The sequence below is a fragment of the Deltaproteobacteria bacterium genome (genome assembly GCA_016874775.1).
Taxonomy (GTDB): Bacteria; Desulfobacterota; Binatia; order Bin18; family Bin18; genus VGTJ01.
Genome location: VGTJ01000003.1, coordinates 31,147 through 49,998, shown reverse-complemented (window position 1 = coordinate 49,998; position 18,852 = coordinate 31,147). Strand labels below are relative to the sequence as shown.

General features: G+C 53.1%; 14 protein-coding genes and 1 pseudogene. 9 read left to right on the top strand and 6 right to left on the bottom strand.

The annotated features are described in order from the left end of the window. Window positions 1–79: 79 nt before the first annotated feature. The 5 genes and pseudogenes from FJ147_00965 to FJ147_00945 all read right to left on the bottom strand — a co-directional run bounded on the left by FJ147_00965 (window position 80) and on the right by FJ147_00945 (window position 6,764). Window positions 80–793, bottom strand: a pseudogene (locus FJ147_00965) (NAD-dependent epimerase/dehydratase family protein). Continuing rightward, window positions 696–1,064: an NAD-dependent epimerase/dehydratase family protein gene (locus FJ147_00960; GenBank protein ID MBM4254447.1), complete on the bottom strand. Its 369-nt coding sequence runs from the start codon at window positions 1,062–1,064 to the stop codon at window positions 696–698. Before FJ147_00960 ends, FJ147_00965 begins: the two are co-directional and overlap by 98 nt. Before the next feature lie 571 nt (window positions 1,065–1,635). Next, window positions 1,636–2,268 (bottom strand): response regulator transcription factor, encoded by a 633-nt coding sequence (locus FJ147_00955; GenBank protein MBM4254446.1) that lies wholly within the window; start codon window positions 2,266–2,268, stop codon window positions 1,636–1,638. Window positions 2,269–2,293: 25 nt separating this feature from the next. Beyond that, entirely contained in the window at window positions 2,294–4,879 is a 2,586-nt protein-coding gene (locus FJ147_00950; protein ID MBM4254445.1) for a PAS domain S-box protein, read from the bottom strand. A gap of 328 nt (window positions 4,880–5,207) precedes the next feature. Then, the gene (locus FJ147_00945; protein MBM4254444.1) at window positions 5,208–6,764 is read right to left on the bottom strand and encodes an acetolactate synthase large subunit; all 1,557 of its coding nucleotides are present in this window, start codon (window positions 6,762–6,764) and stop codon (window positions 5,208–5,210) included. 254 nt (window positions 6,765–7,018) lie between these two features. Between FJ147_00945 and FJ147_00940 the strand changes: the two genes are divergently transcribed. Beyond that, window positions 7,019–7,372: a hypothetical protein gene (locus FJ147_00940; protein MBM4254443.1), complete on the top strand. Its 354-nt coding sequence runs from the start codon at window positions 7,019–7,021 to the stop codon at window positions 7,370–7,372. Window positions 7,373–7,375: 3 nt separating this feature from the next. On the opposite strand, the gene FJ147_00935 is transcribed toward FJ147_00940, so the two are convergent. After that, window positions 7,376–7,828: a DoxX family protein gene (locus FJ147_00935; protein MBM4254442.1), complete on the bottom strand. Its 453-nt coding sequence runs from the start codon at window positions 7,826–7,828 to the stop codon at window positions 7,376–7,378. A 21-nt stretch (window positions 7,829–7,849) separates the two neighbouring features. On the opposite strand from FJ147_00935, the gene FJ147_00930 reads away from it, so the two are divergent. The 8 genes from FJ147_00930 to FJ147_00895 all read left to right on the top strand — a co-directional run bounded on the left by FJ147_00930 (window position 7,850) and on the right by FJ147_00895 (window position 18,845). Beyond that, window positions 7,850–8,899, top strand: coding sequence for a polysaccharide deacetylase (locus FJ147_00930; GenBank protein MBM4254441.1), 1,050 nt, complete (start codon window positions 7,850–7,852; stop codon window positions 8,897–8,899). Between the two features lie 56 nt (window positions 8,900–8,955). Then, on the top strand, window positions 8,956–10,638 hold the full coding sequence (locus FJ147_00925; GenBank protein MBM4254440.1) for an amidohydrolase family protein: 1,683 nt from the start codon (window positions 8,956–8,958) through the stop codon (window positions 10,636–10,638). A 157-nt stretch (window positions 10,639–10,795) separates the two neighbouring features. Next, on the top strand, window positions 10,796–11,551 hold the full coding sequence (locus tag FJ147_00920; GenBank protein ID MBM4254439.1) for a TetR/AcrR family transcriptional regulator: 756 nt from the start codon (window positions 10,796–10,798) through the stop codon (window positions 11,549–11,551). A 595-nt stretch (window positions 11,552–12,146) separates the two neighbouring features. Continuing rightward, window positions 12,147–12,509: a hypothetical protein gene (locus FJ147_00915; GenBank protein ID MBM4254438.1), complete on the top strand. Its 363-nt coding sequence runs from the start codon at window positions 12,147–12,149 to the stop codon at window positions 12,507–12,509. 106 nt (window positions 12,510–12,615) lie between these two features. After that, a complete protein-coding gene (locus FJ147_00910) occupies window positions 12,616–14,286 on the top strand; it encodes a thiamine pyrophosphate-binding protein (GenBank protein ID MBM4254437.1) in 1,671 nt (556 codons plus the stop codon). A gap of 124 nt (window positions 14,287–14,410) precedes the next feature. After that, window positions 14,411–15,658, top strand: a complete 1,248-nt coding sequence (locus FJ147_00905; GenBank protein ID MBM4254436.1) for a CoA transferase — start codon at window positions 14,411–14,413, stop codon at window positions 15,656–15,658. 21 nt (window positions 15,659–15,679) lie between these two features. Then, window positions 15,680–17,056: a CoA transferase gene (locus FJ147_00900; protein ID MBM4254435.1), complete on the top strand. Its 1,377-nt coding sequence runs from the start codon at window positions 15,680–15,682 to the stop codon at window positions 17,054–17,056. A gap of 106 nt (window positions 17,057–17,162) precedes the next feature. Further along, window positions 17,163–18,845 (top strand): amidohydrolase family protein, encoded by a 1,683-nt coding sequence (locus tag FJ147_00895; protein ID MBM4254434.1) that lies wholly within the window; start codon window positions 17,163–17,165, stop codon window positions 18,843–18,845. Window positions 18,846–18,852 lie beyond the last annotated feature (7 nt).

The following is an 18,852-nucleotide window of genomic DNA, read 5'->3' as shown; positions in this document are numbered from 1 at the left end:
GAATCTGATCTCCTGAGGGGTCTTCGGAGAAGAATATCGGAAGGAGGTATGAAAACTAAAGAGGCCCCGGGCCGTCGGACTACGTTGTCGGAGTTGTGAGTTGTTGAGAACGAACGTTTTCCTCAATCCATGAGTACGTTATTGCTAACCCCCGCTCAATTGATGTCTGCGGTTCCAGTCCCACTACATGAGGGAGATTGATATCGTCGGAGGTGCTTCGTCGAAGGCTCTCGGGGACGGGGCTATAAGTCTTCGCGATGCGAACGTTGGCAATGTCGGCGATGATGTCAGCAAGATTATTGATCGAAAGTGGGGGGGAGGAGGTCTGGATGGTCGAAAGCGGGTGGGCTGCTTGCATAGCTTGGTAAAGAGCGGAGACGCAGTCGTCAATGTAACAGAGAGTTCGTAATTGGTTGCCATCCCCCCAAATTGCAACTTCTGTCGTTTGCGCGAGTTTTGCCTGAGCAATTTTGCGACAGAGAGCTGCTGGAGCGCGTTCTTTACCACCTTGCCAGGGAGAAAGTGGTCCGAAAACGCTGGGGAGGCGAACGATGCGGGTTTCCAGACCATAGTCAACGCCAGACTGGAGGATGAAGCTCTCTAGGAATTGCTGCTCTAGGGTTGTGGTCTGTTCCCTGAGAAGGGCATTTTCATCAGCACTTGATTGAAGTGGAATTGTGGGAGGGGTTCCGGACTCAAGGGCGAGAATAAGAGAAGAGGCAAGAAGATAGCGTTTGACACGTCTGGTGCGTGCGGACTCTAGCGTCGAGAGAGAGTAGTAAGTTGTTGTATATAGAGGATGCTTTGCGTGAACGCAGAAACCCGCTGCCGCCAGTGTCAGCGGCTAATGCATATACATCGTCGATGTCTCGGGTCGCTTCCAAGCAGTCTTCCAGCCGCCGTAGGTCAAGCAAAAGAAACTCGTCAGCAAAATGGGAGCTAAATTCTGGGTACTTCAGATCCACACCACGGACCCAATAGCCTTGGCGCTTGAGGTAGGTTACCAAATGGCAACCTATAAATCCCCCAGCTCCGGCGACAAGAACGTGTCCGCGGTTAGCCATTAGCGCTCGATACTCCCAGGAAGGTTGCCAGCTACGAAGAAGACCTCGTGTCGATCAAAAAATTGGCTCGGGTGCATGGGGCTCTGAAAAGAGTCGTGAGGAGAGGGGCAAGAGAGTCGAGCATAGTGAAAAGACTGAACGACGGAGAATTGCGAGAATACATACGCGATTGGTTTTTCTGTCGGTATTTGGGACTGGGTGCTGTGAAGAGAAGGGGGCAGAGGCGTCCTACACTGCTTACGTATGCACGCAATGTGCGAGGACCTTGTGGTCCTCTGGTGCATCGCGGTTTTTACTTTTCCTAGGAGCAGCGAACCGGCGATCCTGGTCCGCGCAGCAGGAAAAGAAGGTGTAGAGCAACGCAGGACGGCCTCCTTGGGGAATACCTGCATAGCGTAAATGCGTGCATTTGAACAATCGAGGAGAAGGTAGAATTACAAATACAGCATACGGGGGGTGACGACGGGAGGATTCGGAGAGCCAGGGCTGTCTCTTTTCCTGCAAAACTTTCCAGGGGAGAACAGCCCGGTGAAGATGGCTCAAAATGGGGATCAAGGTAAACAGGGTGAAATCAGGATAACGAGACAAGTCCTCGCTTGAGGGCGGTGGTCACTGCTTGTGTTCTGTCACTGGCGCCGAGTTTTCCGAGAATATTATTGACGTGTGTTTTTACGGTTCCTTCACTTATGAACAAGGCTGCGGCAATTTCTTTGTTACTCTTTCCCGCCATGAGTAACCGGAGAACATCAAGCTCTCTGTGGGTGAGTTCTGGGCCGGTCATGCGTTCCGCAAGTTTTGCGGCGACATCGGGAGGGATACGAGTTTGCCCGGCATGGACAGCACGAATTGTGTCGAGCAGCTCTTGCGGTGGGGTATCTTTGAGAAGATAGGCTTTCGCACCTGCTCGCAACCCACGGTAGACGTCCTCATCGCTGTCGTAGGTCGTCAGGACGACAATACGAGCAGTAGGCGATTGTTCGCGGATTGCGGTGATGGCTGTGACACCATCGACTTCAGGCATCCGTAAATCGAGCAGCGTGATATCTGGAGTGAAACGACGGAAGAGTTCAATTGCCTCGCGCCCGTTATTTCCTTCACCTACCACGGTCATATCTTCGCGACGTTCTATGAGGGCTACTAAGCCTTGACGAACAACTGGGTGGTCATCAACGATGAGGATACGAATAGGGTTTTGTTTGTTCATATATGTCAAATAGTCCTTCAAGAATTTAAGAGGTGGAAACTGTAACTGTTACTTCGGTACCATGCCCAGGGGTACTAGCGATCGTAAGATGTCCGCCGAGACGTTCTGCGCGTTCCCGCATACTGATAAGGCCAAAACCACTTGCGGCTGGAGAGGACACGGTGTCAAATCCGCGACCATCGTCACATACCCGCAGGCGTACCTCGCCTAGTTGAAATTCTAAATCGAGCGAAATGGTTTTCGGTTGTGCATGTTTCCAAGCATTAATAATAGCTTCTTGACTGATGCGCAAAAGATTTGCGGCAACTTCGGCTGGGAGAGTGCAGGGAGTGCCGTGAAGCGTGAATGCGATAGGAATCTGCGTACGCGTGCTGAGCTGGGTCGTCAAGTGTTGCAAGGCAGTGGGCAGATCTTGATGGTCGAGCATTTGTGGACGTAATGCACGTACCGAGCGGCGAGCTTCCGTGAGGCCTTCGCGCGCGAGAGCCATTGCTCGGGTTAAGTGGAGCTGTGCACCATCGGGGGCTGGAGAGAGGATTTCTTTTGCTGCCTCTAGTTGAATGACAATACCGGTCAGGCTCTGGGCTAGAGTATCGTGAATCTCACGAGCCAAGCGATTACGCTCGTCGAGGATCGCGGCTTGTCGGCGTTGTTCAGCAAAATTGGCTAGCTGCATAGCAAGGGCAATTTGCTGGGCCAAAGCTTGAGCGAGTTCGATCTCCTCGGGACGGTAGTTGTTCAGTGTTGTACTTTGAAGGCTTAGCCACCCTGTAGCCTCATCTTCCAGGAGAAGAGGAACCAGCAGCAGCGTGCGGGTACCCAGAGCGTACAATTCCTTCCCGTGGGATAGGCGTGGATCGTGTTCGACATCGGTAACGAGAATAGGGCGATGTGTCTGTACGAGTTCGGGCCAGAAGAGCGACTCGTCGAAATCCGCAGCAAGATGAGAAGAGGAGGTGGTGGAAGGAATGAGTTGGGCGGCTCCATTTTCGTACGCCATATATGGCGAAAAACTCTCCTGTGACTTTTCATAGAGCCACAAGCGGGCTCGATACGTATTCAACTGCTGAGCAATGGCGGTCAATACCTGGCTTAAGAAGGAATCGAGGTTGGGTTCGGCGGTCAGCGCTTTGAGCGTGCGGGCAAGGGCAGTGGTCTGTCTGCGGGAGACTTGGGCTTCTTCTTGGAGTAATGCCTGAGCTTTTTTCTGAGAGGTAATATCTTCGAGAGTACTGACATGACCGACGAATTCACCTTCTGCGGAACGAAGCGGCGTAGCTCGAGCATGAACCCAGAGGGGCTCACCGCTGGGAAGGAAGAATCGCCATTCGAGGGAGAATTCACGATAGGTGCGGACGGAAGTCGACCAGGCGGTGGCGACCGAGCTTCGATCATCGGGATGTATCGCTTGGAGCCAGCCTTTGCCTAACGTTTGTTCGAAGGTCAGATGGGCTAGCGTTTGCCAATACGGGTTCGTATAGACGATTGCGCCGTTCGCGTCAGTCTGAGCGATACCAATAGGAGCAGAAGCGCTGAGCAATCGGTAACGGGCTTCGCTATTGCGAAGGGCGTCCTGAGCATGTTGCCGCTCGATGATCTCTTGTTCCAGTAACATGTTCGCCTGAAAAAGTTCCACAGTACGGGCTGCAACGCGGCGTTCGAGATCTTGATGGGCCTGTTGCAGCGCTGCTTCGGCTCGAGAGCGATCGGCGATTTCCTTTTGGAGGATTTCATTCGTTTTGGCCAGCGCCTCGGCTTGATCTCGAGTATAATACTGACGCCCTTCACGGGGTAACACACGCGGGCTGTTGCGTTGGGTCTCAGCAGAGTGTCTTTGTGCATACAGGTGAACATAGAGTGGATGACCTGCAACCTCGTGACGAGCGGTCCGGTACATGAAGTATTGCTCTTCACCAGTTCTGGTGGAGAAACGTAATGCGCCTGATTGTATGGGGCTACTTTGGATACGTTGGATGTAGGCGTCAAACTGGCGCTGTTCGGCGGGAACAAGAAACTCTGCAAGGCTATGGCCGATCATGTGCCGCGTTTGATAACCAAGGGCAGACGCGACTGCGTGGTTGACAAAGAGGAGGACTCCGTTGAGGTCGTGCGTACAGAGAGTAAGATCCTTCATTGCATCAAGGTCGGTTGGTTGAGATTCTCCAGGTTCACGAGGAGAATCGAAACGTTGGTGCGGAGAGAGGTCAGTCAACTGACAGTGAAAAGTGAGAAATCTGCCAGTGACGTCGCGCGATGCCAGGACCGATAAGGTAACGTGGAGAGAGGGGCCACGATGAGGCTGCAGGGTTGCTCGTGAAGATTGGATACGAGGGGCGGAGGTGCGAAGGCGACGGAGGAAGGAAAGGAAAAGCTTACGACTGTCTTGTGCCAGATAACGTAGAATCGGTTTGCCGCGGAGAGCAGCTGGAGTCGTTTGTAAAAGATGTGCGGCGGAAAAATTGGCTTCTTGAATAGTTCCAGCTCCGTCAGTTACCAGATAGCCATCTGGACGTTCTGTGAACACGCTGTGAGAGATATGGGTGAGTGGACGACTGAAGGGAGAACTGGGTATCGGTACGAGTGGCTGTGGGCGTGAATCGATGGAAGTCATGGGGTTTTTTCACAAAGAAAAGCCTGAGCGTCTCAAGTATTGTTTGCTGCACATTTAGCATGAAGTGCGTCGGGAGTCAGCTTTTGTTCTCCATTTGTCTTCATCCAACCACAAGTAAACATGAGGGGAGTATAGCAGAGATTTGTAGAGTTGCTACGTTTTCAGTGTGTTTTGTAAGACACAAAAGATCCGCAGTTTCGGGACCTGGCAGACTTTGGGGGTCAAATGATGGGGTACTCAGAGGTCAGTAATGGATCGGAAAGGATTTTGTTAGTTATTAAAACCAGAAGTGATCATCAATAAGCGGTAAAAGAACAGACAACCGGCGCTATAAATTTGCTTCGATTAACATGGGTCCAGGCGACCTAAAAGAATACGAAAGTGCCTCTGAGAGAGTCTCTGCCGTGGAAACAGAGCGAGCCTCGACACCGAAGCCTTCTGCGACTTTCACATAGGAAATTTCAGGATTGTCGAGACCGGTGAGTGCAAGACTTGCGGCGCCAGGAGTCGTTCTCGCGCGTTCCATTTCCCAGCGCAGAATGGAATACGCGCGATTCTTACAGATGATGGTGGTGACGTTTTGTTTTTCGCGAGCCATAGTCCAGAGGGATTGGATCGTATAGAGCGACGAGCCATCACCTTCCAGGCAAATGACGCGTTTCTCGGGCTCTGCCGCGGCGGCACCGACGGCACATGGCAAACCTTGGCCTATAGAACCACCAGTGAGTGTCATGTACGTAAAGGGGGGAGCACCAGCGGCGAGGCTATAGTAGGCGAACCCGGCGGTAGCACCTTCGTCCATAACAATAGTATTTTCGGTTTGTGCTGCAGCGACGGCTTGGCAGAGCAAAAGAGGAGTGAGTGAACCGTTGGGTGCCGGTGGGCGCTCTGAAGCTGGGACGGGATGATCGGATGGAGCCCCGAGGGAATCGGCAAGGGCAACTAGGGCTGAAGCTGGATCGACGGTTGGGTCGCAGAGGCGGACGATTGTGGCGTCCTCTGCGCACAAGCCGCTGCGGCTGTCGGGATAGCCAAAGAATGCGACGGGTTCATTGGCTCCTGCAAGGATTACGTTGTGGTAAGGAGCGAGAAGCTGGCGAGCAGGTTCTGGGGGGTAGGGGATTTTCTCAGGACAAATGAGGCCAGCACCACGGTCCTGTACAGGTGGGAACGTGGGAGCGAGCACTTTGCAGCCGGTGGCACGGGCGATACGGTCTGCGGCACGTAGACCCGGTGTGCGTAGTGCCGACCCACTGAGGATAAGGGCTGCGCTGCCGGAACGGAGAGCCTTGGCGGCACGTTCGATATCGGTTGGGTTGGGGACTGCGGGAGCTGGGAGTTGGAAGGTTGGAGGTTGGTATGGGACTTTCGTCCACTGTACATCTCCGGGGACGATTACGGTTGAAGGGCCACTCGGAAGTTGCAGTGCGTGGAAGATGGCGGTGGCCATATCGGCGGCAGCAAGGTCAGGACGGGTTGTGGTGTGGACGAACTTTGACATTGGACGGGCGAGCGTTTCGATGTCAGATGTTAACGGGGCGTTTGCTGCGATGTGCCAGGAGGCGTGTTCGCCGACAACGGAAATAACGGGAGTCCCCGCTTTGCGAGCGTTGTGAAGATTGGCAAGGCCGTTTGCAAGACCGGGTCCCAGGTGCAAGAGAGCGAGTGCGGGTTTGCCAGAGATTCTGGTATAGCCATCGGCGGCGCCCGTGCATACGCCTTCAAAAATGGCTAACACGGAGTGAATAGACGGGTGACGATCGAGCGCTTGAACCAGGGGGAGTTCTGTGGTGCCAGGATTGGCGAAGCAGACTCCTATGCCTGCGGCTGCAGCGATATTTAAGAGTGCTTCCGCACCGGTGACCATTTGCATTTCTGCAGCCATAGGGATTCCTCCTGGAGCGGCAGGGTAGAGTGTTGACGAATGAGCGTCAAGGAGAGATGTGTTGGACACACGAGGAGTGGACAGGGGGGGATGCCCGGTGTTGGAGAAGATTTTGAAGTCGGCGCCCTCTCTCAGAGGGGCAAGCCGCTTTGCGCCTGCGGCGCACGCGGCTTGCCCCTCTTCGTTCGGGCGAGTTCCTTGCAAAGAGTGATGGTTGTGAGGTAGGAAAAGGAAAACCTTCTGGGGAGGAAGAGATGGCGATTAAGAAATTCTCGAGTGCGTACTACGTGGTTAAGAACATGGACCGTGCAGTGACCTTTTACAAAGACGTATTGGGGATGAACGTTAAATTTCGTGATGGAAATCGATGGACGCAGTTCGATGTGAATGGGGTAGGCGTCGCGTTAGCCGATCCCAGTGAGGGGACGGTGCCAGCAGGTGGCGGTGGCACCGTTGTTCTTGAAGTAGATAATCTTATGGAGACACGAGAGCAGCTCATCAAGAGTGGCGCACCGGTGAACGACATTGTTGATATGGGTGGCCACGGAAAGTACTTCACTGTGAGAGACCCAGAAGGAAACGTGGTGCAGATCTTCGCACGATCATAGCTGTTACGGCGTATGAAACAGGAAGTAATCAAGGGACCACCAGCCGGGGCCGGTGAGAACGAACATGGCGAACAGGATTGTGAGGTTGATCGCATACTCTGCGCCTGGAGGATTATTCAGAATCAGATACCCGCCGCCCCGGTGACCCGTTAGCGATGCGATCAACATATTGACCGTCAAGGCAAGTGCGATTGGGCGAGTTAAGAAGCCGAAGATGAAGAGAATGCCACCACCGAATTCGATAATAGTAGCGACCCAGGCATTGAGGAGCGGGAAGGGCATCCCCAGATCTTTGAGCCATCCTGCGAAGGCCGGAACCCCGCCGGGATTGGTTGGGTGATAGCCGAGTTTGCCGGTACCGTGAATGACAATACAGATACCGAGAGCAACGCGGACGACTAAAAGCGCGAAGTTCATCCACGAGTCAGATGTTGAGAGTAAAAGACTTTCCAGCATGCATTCCCCTCCTCAAATGGAATGGCGGGGATCATAGAGAAAGAGATAACGACGGTAAAGGGAGAGAGGCGAATGACAGAAGCGCATGATCGCGGCAGAAGACGGCGGAGGTCGATGCTGATGCTGCTGGTACTTGGGGCGATGCTCAGCACTGCAACAGAAGGCCTGACACAACAGGATGAACCAGTATGGAAGTGGGCCCCAGAGCAGATCCAAGAGCATGTGAATAAAGTACGAAGCGGAAAGGATCTGAGTCCGAAGCGTTGGCCGAATGGGGCACGCGTGGCTGTGAGTTTGTCGTTCGATTTCGATACGGAGCCAGTGTGGCTCGGCATGCAGAAACAACGGAGCCCCTCCTATATGTCGCGTGGAGAGTATGGAGCCCGGACCGGAATGCCAAGGATTTTGGCTATGCTTGATAAGTACAAAATCCCGGCAACGTTTTTCATTCCTGCGATTTCGATGGTTCTTCATCCGGAAATGGTCGAGGAAATTAAAAAGCGCCCGCAGCATGAATTTGGCTTTCACTCTTATATACATGAGAACCCAATGGAACTGACAGAGAAAGAAGAACGGGAAGTATACGACAAGGCGATGCGGATCTTTGTTGAGAGAGTGGGGAAGCGGCCGGTTGGGTTTCGCTCGGCGGCGTGGGATCTGACGCCAGCTACTATTCGGTTAGTGAAAGAGATGGGGTTCCTCTACGACAGTAGCATGATGGCTGATGAACGTCCTTATGAGTTGATAACGGAAGGACAAGCGTCAGGACTGATCGAGATTCCGGTCGAGTGGATCCTTGATGATTGGCCATACTTTCAGTTGAATTGGGCGACTCACCACGTGGGCTTGCGAAACCCGAATGATGTGTATTCGGTTTGGGCAGGGGAGTTTGATGGGGCGTATGCAGAGGGGACGATGTTCATCTTGGTTATGCATCCACAAGTGATCGGCCACCGGTATCGGATGCAGATGCTGGAGCGGCTGATTACATACATGAAGAAAAAACCAGGGGTGTGGTTTGCGACACATGAGCAGATTGCGCGCTATGTGCAAGAACAAGGAAAGAAGTAGGCGCGACGGAAAACAGGGATATTGAGGAAACAATGAACAAATAGAGGAGGGACACCATGAGTTACGATCTCTTGATTAAAGATGCTCAGATCTGTGATGGTACAGGGCAGCCACGGTTTCGTGGTTCAATTGGTGTACGTAATGGGAAGATCGTCGAGCTTGGGAAGGTCGTAGGGAGTGCGACGCATACAATCAACGCTGAGGGGTTGGTTACCGCACCAGGATTTATCGACATTCATACCCACTACGATGCACAGATTTCGTGGGATCCGTTACTTACGTGCTCGCCATGGCATGGGGTGACATCGGTACTCATGGGTAACTGCGGAGTAGGGGTCGCGCCGTGTCGTCCGCGCGAGAAGGAGATTGTGTCATGGGACTTGGTGAATGTAGAAGCCATGCCGCATGACGTATTGCTTGGGGGAGTGGCGTGGGAGGAGTGGGAGAGTTTTCCCCAGTATATGGAGGCGATCGCTGCGCGAGGCATGGCCCTAAACGTGGGATTTTTAGTGCCGCTGTCGAGCTTTCGTTACTACGTCATGGGGGCAGCAGCTTCGGAGCGCGCTGCGACTACCGCGGAGCTTGAACGGATGACGGTTTTGTTCCGGCAGGCAATGGAGGCCGGAGCCTATGGATTTTCTCTCAGTCTACTCAATCAACACATTGGCTATCAGGGGAAGCCGCTTGCGAGTCGACTGGCTACGAAAGAGGAACTTGGTGCCCTCGGACGTATCATGCGAGAGCTTGGGCGAGGAGTGATTGAGATTGCTCTCACTAAGAGTGTGAGTGTACTGACGGATGAAGAATTGGACCTTCTGGTTGCCGTTGCGAACGAAAGTCAGCGTCCGGTGACGTGGCTTGGGTTATTGGGCCGATCCGATATGCCTAGGGTATGTCGTTCCGCGTTGGCGCGGATTGAGCCTTTCCTGAAGAGAGGTTTGCGGATCCCACCGCAAGTGACGCCGCGTCCAATTCAGCAATACTATACGATGAAGGTCCCCTTTATTTTCGCCAGCTTTCCCTCGTGGCGAGAGGCGTTTAATCGTCCGGTGCCTGAACAGATTGCCCTCTATCGGAAAGCGGAATTTCGTGATGCGTTCCGTAACGATTTGAAAGTTGGCGGTGCGATTTTCACGAACCAGTGGGATCGGGTGCATGTGGTGCGAGTGGAGAAGGAGCATAACAAACGCTACCTCAACAAGAGTATTGCGGAAATTGCGGCATTGTGGGAGCGCGATCCGATCGACACGATTCTTGATTTGGCTATCGATGAAGATCTGGAGATGGGAATAACACTGTCTGTGATTAATACGAACCCCGACGAGGTACGAGAATTGATTACCCATCCAGATGTATTGATCGGGCTCTCCGACGCTGGGGCGCATGTCGATCAACATTGTGATGCTGGCGTACCAACCTATCTGCTCGGTGAATGGGTGCGGAAGCGACAAGCGCTGAGCTTAGAAGAAGGAGTGCGGAGACTCACTGGAGAGCCGGCAGCGTTCCTGGGGCAGACCAAGAAGGGGCGTATCGCCGTTGGTATGGATGCGGACTTGGTCGTATTTGATCCGGAGACGATCGGGGTGCAGTCTCCAGAGTGGGTGAACGATTTACCTGGAGGAAAGCCGCGCTTAATCGAAAAGGCTCAGGGCGTACATCATACAATAGTCGCAGGGATGACGGTTTTTTCAGGAGGAGTCTATCAAGGTGGACTGCCTGGTCGCATGATGCGACCGTAGAAGTGAGCTCACAATGGCCGCGTGCGAATGAAAAATTCAAGGAAAAAGATCGGGCGAGCAGCAGATTGCGACTGCTCGCTTGACTCACTTGCAGGTTCTCCTTGACAAGTCATAGGGAGCTAGCGTATGAGGCAAGGGAAATGAACACTCACTCAGAATTTCATATGACTGTCTCCATGAAAGGACAGTGCGCGTGAAAGCACAAGTCCTCCGCAGGAAACGCAAGGCGGCCTCGCAAGTCGCAGATGAGAAGCGTCTCCTCGAAGGAAAAGAGCGCATCGCGGATGCGGCAGCAGCATTGTTCTTGAGTGGGGGCTACCATAGCACGAGTGTTCGGGAAATTGCGCAGAGAGCTGGACTGAGTGTCGGTTCGGTCTTTAATTATTTCACCAGTAAAGAAGAGGTCCTCTTCTATCTATTCTCCCGCAATCAAGAGCGTACAGAGTCAACTCTTCGAGACCAGCAAGCTGAGTTTGAACGGCTGAAGGCAAAAGGCGTCAACCCAAAGGAGCTTCTGTGGCTTGCCTATCAGTCGTACGTCCGGCTTATTGAGGAGCTGCGTCGTTATACGGTTCTTGGTTACCAAGAATTGAAGTCACTAACCGCTGGAGAGCGCCGTCGCCTTCTCGAAGGGGAGGAACGAATTCAGCATTTCCTTGAGGAGATTATTGCGTATGGCGTTGAAAGAGGAGTTTTTCCTTCAGGTGATATTGATTTGAAAGCGCATAGTTTGATGGTGCTGTCGCAATCGTGGGCAGTGCGGCGCTGGGCACTCAAGCGCTTTGCTAAAGTAGATGACTATTTGATGGCACTCAAAACGATCGTCCTTGGAGTGGTAGAAAGCGAGACTAGTCAGGTCAGTGAGATTGTGACTTTCTCTGGGACCGCAAAAAGAGAGGAGGCGATGCAATAACGAACTTCGCTAGTCTAAAGGTGAAGCAAGACTCTGTCCGAACTATCATTGCTGAGAGGCGAGAGGTCCGAGAGTATACATGAGGACATTTTTCCTGGTAGCACGTGACATCCGTAGCTTCGAGTCACAAACGGCTCGTTCATAACACCCTAACAAGTGAGATGAAACTCTACGGATGTGGGCAGTGTTTCGAGGCTACCAGGTAAGCTGCCACGCGGAATCACGGTCTTTGCGTAGGTAGCTCGGGGCCCCCCGGGAAGAAGGAGGGGAGGGCTTGTATGAGCCCTCCTTCCTGGGGAGATGGATCCAATACCTTATTTTTTTCCATACCTTTTGGGGGAAAATGAAAAGAAAAAACCAAAACTGAGGTGTCATCTGTAGATTTCCCCTTGCTTTTGTAATCCTGTCTCAAGTATGTCTGCGCCGTAAGTGGTCGAAATTTTGGGGGCGCAAGCAATGGGAAGAAGTAGAGGACCGCCGTCACTCGTCTGCACGCAACTTGCTAGGCTGCTTGCAAATCTGTGGACGACGCTATCGCGGGGAGGAGTGCTGGCAGTTTGTGCCTGAGGAAGAAAAGTTGGATGAAGGGAGGCGTATGCAAGAAATGGTTGGGGGGGCGGAAGAGAAAAAGAGAAGCTTTATTCGGCACCCATATTTTCAAAGAATAGTAGTTGGACTGATTGTGACATTGACGGTGGTCGCACCGATAATGGAGGTAATCGAATCCGCATTTGCCCAAGAACGCGAAGAACGGCGATCGTACCGTTCTCGTGGAGAAGGGCGCAGCTACGTGACGCAGCGACGGGTGGTGACGAGTCGGCGGCCCGTCGTGCGACGACAGGTTGTCACCAGTCGTGATTACGTGACCCGACGTCGGGTGATTTCGGGAACACGTTATGTGACCCGACGTCATGTTGTGACCCGGTATCGCACGGTACTCGGTCGAGAACTGCGATAGGATTGATCGCTATCAAGAGCAGTGATTCTTCAATAGATCACTGCTCTTGTTTTTGGTGGTCAGACCCTTGAGACAAATGTAAAAATGTAGCGTTGAGGAGAAAACAATGGCGCAAGTCGATGGTAGTCAATTAATGGCCGAAGGACTTAAGGAAGAAGGCGTTAATACGATTTTCTACATCATGGGTGGACCGAATATCCTTCTGTCCATGCATGCCGAGCGGCTTGGTATTCGCCTGATCGACGTACGCCATGAACAGGCTGCGGCGATGATGGCCCATGCCTATTCGCGGGTCACCGGTAAGGTTGGTGTTTGTATGGGTGCCGGTGGTCCAGGTGCAGCTAACCTGCTGACTGGGATGTCCAACGCATTTCTTGACGCCTGTCCAGTGCTTGCACTAGGCGGCTCTTCAGCGGTGCATTATTACGATCTTGGGGATTTCCAAGAATTCGATCAGCTCGCAGTGTTCAAACCGATCTCAAAGTGGGCAGTGCGTATTTATGAAGCCCAGCGCGCCAAAGAATACGTACACATGGGCATGCTGCGGGCACGTCAAGGCAAACCCGGCCCCGTGTACTTCGATATGCCAGGCAACATGCTGGTCGAAAAGGTCGATGAGAAAAGGGTTTCGCCGCGCCCAACCATCGCGCAAAAATCAACCTTGATGGCTGATAGCCAATCAATCGAGAAAGCGGTTGACCTCCTGAAGGCCGCAAAAAAACCGTTGCTGATCACAGGGAGTGGGATCTTTTGGGCGAACGCTGGCAAGGCGATGCAGGACTTCGTCGAGACTACTGGCATACCTTTCTTCACGACTCCGCAAGGACGCGGGGTGGTGCCCGATGATCACCCGTTGTCATTACTGGGGGCGCGTTCATTCGCCCTCAGAGAAGCAGATGTGGTCCTGGTTGTCGGAACGCGCATCAACTTCATTATTGGCTATGGTCGGGCACCGCGCTTTTCTCCTGAGGCAAAGTTTATTCAGGTGGATGTCGATTCAGAGGAAATCGGTCGGACCCGCAGCGTTGAGTTAGGAATTGTCGGTGATGCAAAAGCGGTGTTTGAACAACTGACACAAGTCGCAAAAGGTCGAGTCCGTTTTGGTGATGACTCAGCCTGGGTGCAACAGCTCGGGGCCAAAGATCGCGAGAACCGTGAGAAGATGCTGCCCTTGCTGAACTCCGCGCAGACGCCCGTGCATCCGATGCGGCTCTGCAAGGAGGTCCGCGATTTCATGCCGCGTAACGGTATTCTTGCCGTTGATGGGCATGAGATCATGAATATGTCACGCCAAGTGATTCCTTCCTTTGTTCCTGGGGCACGTCTCAATCCCGGACCAAATGGCTGTATGGGAGTTGGCCTGCCGTTTGGGGTTGGAGCAAAGGCGGCTGCGCCGGATAAGATGGTGGTCGTGCTACACGGCGATGGATCTCTCGGCATGAATCTGATGGAACTCGACACCGCCGTACGTAACCAATTACCAGTGTTGGTGATCGTCAGTAACAATGCCGGCTGGACCGCCCGAGCCAATGGCATGCATGTGCCTGGACGTGAACTGGGCCATGTGCGTTACGATCAAGTTGCGCTCGGTCTTGGTGCCTATGGCGAATTGGTTGAAGGTCCCAATGCCATTCGACCGGCGATCGAACGCGCAGTGAAGGAGATGGAAAAAGGCAAACCTGCGCTCCTCAATGTGATTACCGAACCCACTGCGCGCGCGCAGACCGTGCCGTTCGCGAGTTACGGTGGTGAGTCGGCGGGGACGTCGCTAATGTAGAAGCGCTCAGCACTCAGCGGTCAGCCAAAAAGGGAAGGGCGAAACATTTCCTAAAAAGCTGAAAGCTGAACGCTGAGTGCCGACGGGCTTTGCAAAAGCTGAGTGCTGAACGCTAGGAGAAACTATGCAAGGATTTCTCTTCGATGTAAAAGTCCTTGAACTAGGAGATGAGCAGGGCGAGTTTTTTGGAAAATTGCTGGCGGGTGCTGGGGCTGATGTGGTGAAAGTCGAACCCCCCGCAGGAAATTCGACGCGTACCATTGGCCCTTTTTATCATGATGAGCAACACCCAGAGCGTAGCCTCTATTTCTGGCATTATAATTTTGGCAAACGGGGAGTGACCCTCGATATCCATTCCCCGGAAGGCACTGACATTCTCAAGAAACTCATCGTGCAATGCGATGTGTTAGTTGACTCCCTTCCTCTCGATACGCTCAAGAAACTCGGGTTAGATTGGGCGGATCTCCAACAACTGAATCCGCGCTTAATCTATGTGGTGCTGACGCCGTTCGGTCGGAGCGGACCATGGCGCGATTACAAAGGGACTGACCTCGTCCACCTCGCGCTGGGTGGACAAATGATGTGTTGTGGATATAGCCCGCAAGCCGATGGCAAGTACGACACCCCACCCATTGCGCCGCAGATGTGGCATGCCTATCACATTACCGGCAACCAAGCCTTTATTGCCACAGTTGGTGCGCTCATTGGACGAGAGACCTACGACCAAGGTGAGATGATCGACATCCCGATTCATCAAGCGGTGAGTGTGTGCACCGAGACCGATGTGCCCAATTGGATCTATAACCAAACTGCTTGTTATCGACAGACTGGACGGCATGCGCAGCCAGTGATCGGACCTGAGGTACAGTTTCCCACCAAAGATGGGCGGTATTCGATCATTCTGCCCAATCCGTTTCCTGGTGGATATGAAACCTTGGTGAGTTTCCTTGACAGTAAAGGGAAAGCCGGAGATCTCACTGAGAAGAAGTATGACGACCCCAATAACCGCAAGGGGTTAGAGTTTGCCAAGCACTTCGCCGACGTGCAGGCTGAATGCGTTGTTGCTCATGACATGGAGGATATCTGGCGCGAAGGGCAGAATCTCGGCATTCCGTGGTCACCGATCCGCACACCAGAAGAGAACCTGCAAGACGAGCAGTGGCAGGGACGGGCGACGTTTACTGAAGTCGAGCACCCGGAACTCGGCGAGCGCTTTTCCTACATTGGCGCGCCGATGTTGCCCAACGAAGTTTCTTGGCGCACTGGACCTCGGGCACCGCTGATCGGCGAACACAACGAGGCGGTGTATGGCGAGGGGTTGGGGATAGGGCAAGGGGAACTAGCAGCTCTGAAACAGCGCGGGGTAATCTGAATTAAAAATGTAAAATGAAGAATAAGAAAACAGGGATTCCGAAGACAATTGTCAATTCTTCATTTTTCATTGCTCATTCTTAACGAAGCGAAAGGACGTCTTGTGGCACATCGACCATTAGAAGGTGTACGCGTTGCTGATCTGACGTGGCTACTTGCTGGTGCTGGTGGACCTCGTCTCCTTGCCAGTCTTGGTGCTGAGGTCATTCGCATCGAATGGAAGGATCGCTTGGATTTCCTGCGCTATATGCCACCGTTTGCGCCGAACAAAGGCGAGCGGGCGGAAAAAGCCGGGGCGCTTGAGATGACTGGTCTCAGTAAAGACAGCGCCAAGAGCGTCAATCGGGCTGGCTTCTTTAACGATGTCAATGCAGGTAAACGTGGCATTAGTCTCAACATGGGGCACCCCAAAGGCCGTGAGTTATTCAAACGGTTAGTTGGGGTGAGTGATGTCGTGGTCGAGGCGTTCACTGCGGAGACCATGCGTAAGTGGGGCCTGGGCTACGACCAACTTAAAGCGATTAAGGACGATATCATCTACATCCAGCAGCCAGGTTGGGGTTATAAAGGTCCGTACGTGAAATTCGTCTCCTACGGCCCGGTTGCACAGGCGGCCAGTGGCTTGACCGAACAATCCGGGTTACCTGCGCCATATCCGCCCGCGGGCTGGGGGTTTTCTTATATGGACTGGAGTGGTGCCTATTACTGTGCCATCTCTGTGCTCTGTGCCATCTATTACAAGAAGCGGACAGGCAAAGGACAATATCTCGATTGCTCGCAGGTTGAGCCAGGCATTTACATGACCGGCGCGGCGTTGCTCGACTCGCTTATCAACGGTCGTTCGTCGCAACGCACGGGGAATCGTTCGCCATACAAGCTGGCTGCACCGCATGGCGCCTATCAGTGTCGCGGGGCTGATCGCTGGATTGCTATCGCGGTGACCACTGACGACGAATGGAAAGCGCTGGTCCGTGAGATGGGCACTCCTGCCTGGAGCCAGGCGGAAAAATTTAGTTCACTGGCAGCACGTCTGGTTCATCAAGATGAATTGGATCAACTCGTTGGTCAGTGGACCAATGAGTTAGAGCCGTTTGCTTTGCAAGCGCGCTTACAGAAAGCCGGAGTCCCCGCTGGGGTTTGCCAGACCGCGCAAGATCGGGTCGAACGTGATCCACAACTCCAACACCTCAAGTGGTTGATCCCCTTACATCACTCAGAGATAGGCGAATGGCCGGTGAAAGATGTGCCATTTCACTTCACCAATAGTATCGTCAACCAAGGTGGACCGACCGAACGCGCGGCCCCATGCTATGGTGAAGACAGTGATTATGTGTACGATGAGTTGCTTAAGCTTACCAAACAAGAGAAAGCGGAGTTGGTGAAAGAAGGTGTCATCTAGGAATTGCGAATTAGCGATTGCGGAATGCGGAGTAGAGAAATTAAAGGATATTTTTTCAATCCACAATCCGAAATCCACAATCCGAAATAGAGAAAGGAGGTCAGTCATGTCATACGATCTACTTATAAAAAACGGGACGGTTGTTGATGGCACTGGCGCGCCGCAGTATCGTGCGGATGTCGCAGTTGCCAATGGTAAGATTGCGGAGATTGGGAAGATCTCTGAAGGTGCGAAGAAGACGATCGACGCTTCGGACCTCATCGTTGCGCCGGGGTTTATCGACCCACATACGCATTATGATGCCCAGATTTGCTGGGATCCGTTGATTACTTCCTCTTCATGGCACGGTGTGACGAGCCTGGTCATGGGGAACTGTGGCGTTGGTATTGCCCCATGCAAACCTGAAGTCCACGAAGTCGCGGCGTGGGATTTGGTCAACGTCGAAGCGATTCCGTTTGATGTCTTGGCCAAAGGCATCAAGTGGGAATGGGAGACCTTTCCTCAGTATTTAGACGCCGCACAAAAACGTGACTGCGGTATTAACCTCGGTTTCATGGCGCCGCTCACACCCTTCCGGCATTTTGTCATGGGTGAGGAGTCGATGGACCGTGCCGCAACCCAAGAAGAAACCGCAAAAATTAAAGCGTTGATTAAAGAAGCGGTTGCCTCTGGTGCCTTTGGCTGGTCAACAACCAATGTCGCGCAGCATATCGGTTACAAAGGCCGACCGATTGCCTGCCGTAATGCCAGCCCTAATGAACTGAAAGCGTATGCGAATGCCCTCAAAGAACTCGGTAAAGGATCGATCGAACTCGCACTGTCGAATTCTGTTTCGATCGTTGACGAGAGTGAGTATGCATTGCTGGATATGCTGCTCACCGAGAGCACACGACCAGTGACATGGCTCGCGTTGCTTAATCGTGATGATATGCCGGATGCGTGTCAGCAGACGTTGCGCGCGACTGAGCCACTGATTAAGAAGGGAGCGGTTGCGCAAGTCACCTGCCGTCCTCTGATCATTCAGATCGATCTCAAGAGCCCATTCATCTTTGCCAATCTGCCGTGTTGGAAGCCTGCCTTCCAGCGACCAGTGGAAGAGCAGAAAGCCTTCTATCGTCAAGATTCGTTCCGTCAGGGATTCCGCAAAGAAATGGAAGCACCGAAGGTGTTTGGTGGTAAGTGGGAGCGTTGCGTGGTGCACGAAGTTGGCAACCCGGCAATGCGGCCATTGGTTGGCAAATCTGTCGGGCAGATTGCTAAAGAACGCGGCAAAGAAGCGATCGATACATTCCTTGATCTCGCGATCGAAGACGATTTGAATTTGCTCTACACCTACGAGCTGTTCAACGCCAACGAAGAGCGCATTCCTGAACTCATTAAGGACCCACGCGTCATGGTCGGCTTGTCAGATGGTGGCGCGCATGTCGACATGTTGTGTGATGCTGGCTATTGCACCTACATGCTCGGCACCTGGGTGCGTGACCGACAGGTGATGACGTTGGAACATGCTGTGAAGCGTCTGACTTCCGAGCCTGCAGCGTTCTATGGCATCACGCAGCGCGGGGCGATCAAGAAGGGGCTGGCTGCTGATTTTGCTATCTTTGACCTCAACACGGTTGGATCAAAGAAACGTGGCGATATGGTCAATGATCTGCCAGGTGGCGGCAAACGTCTTATCATGCCGGCGCAGGGCGTACAGCACACCGTCGTCAACGGCACCGTGCTGTATGAAAACGCTAAACATACTGGCGCATTTCCTGGACAGGTGCTGCGGTCGGGGCAAGCGTAAAATAGTA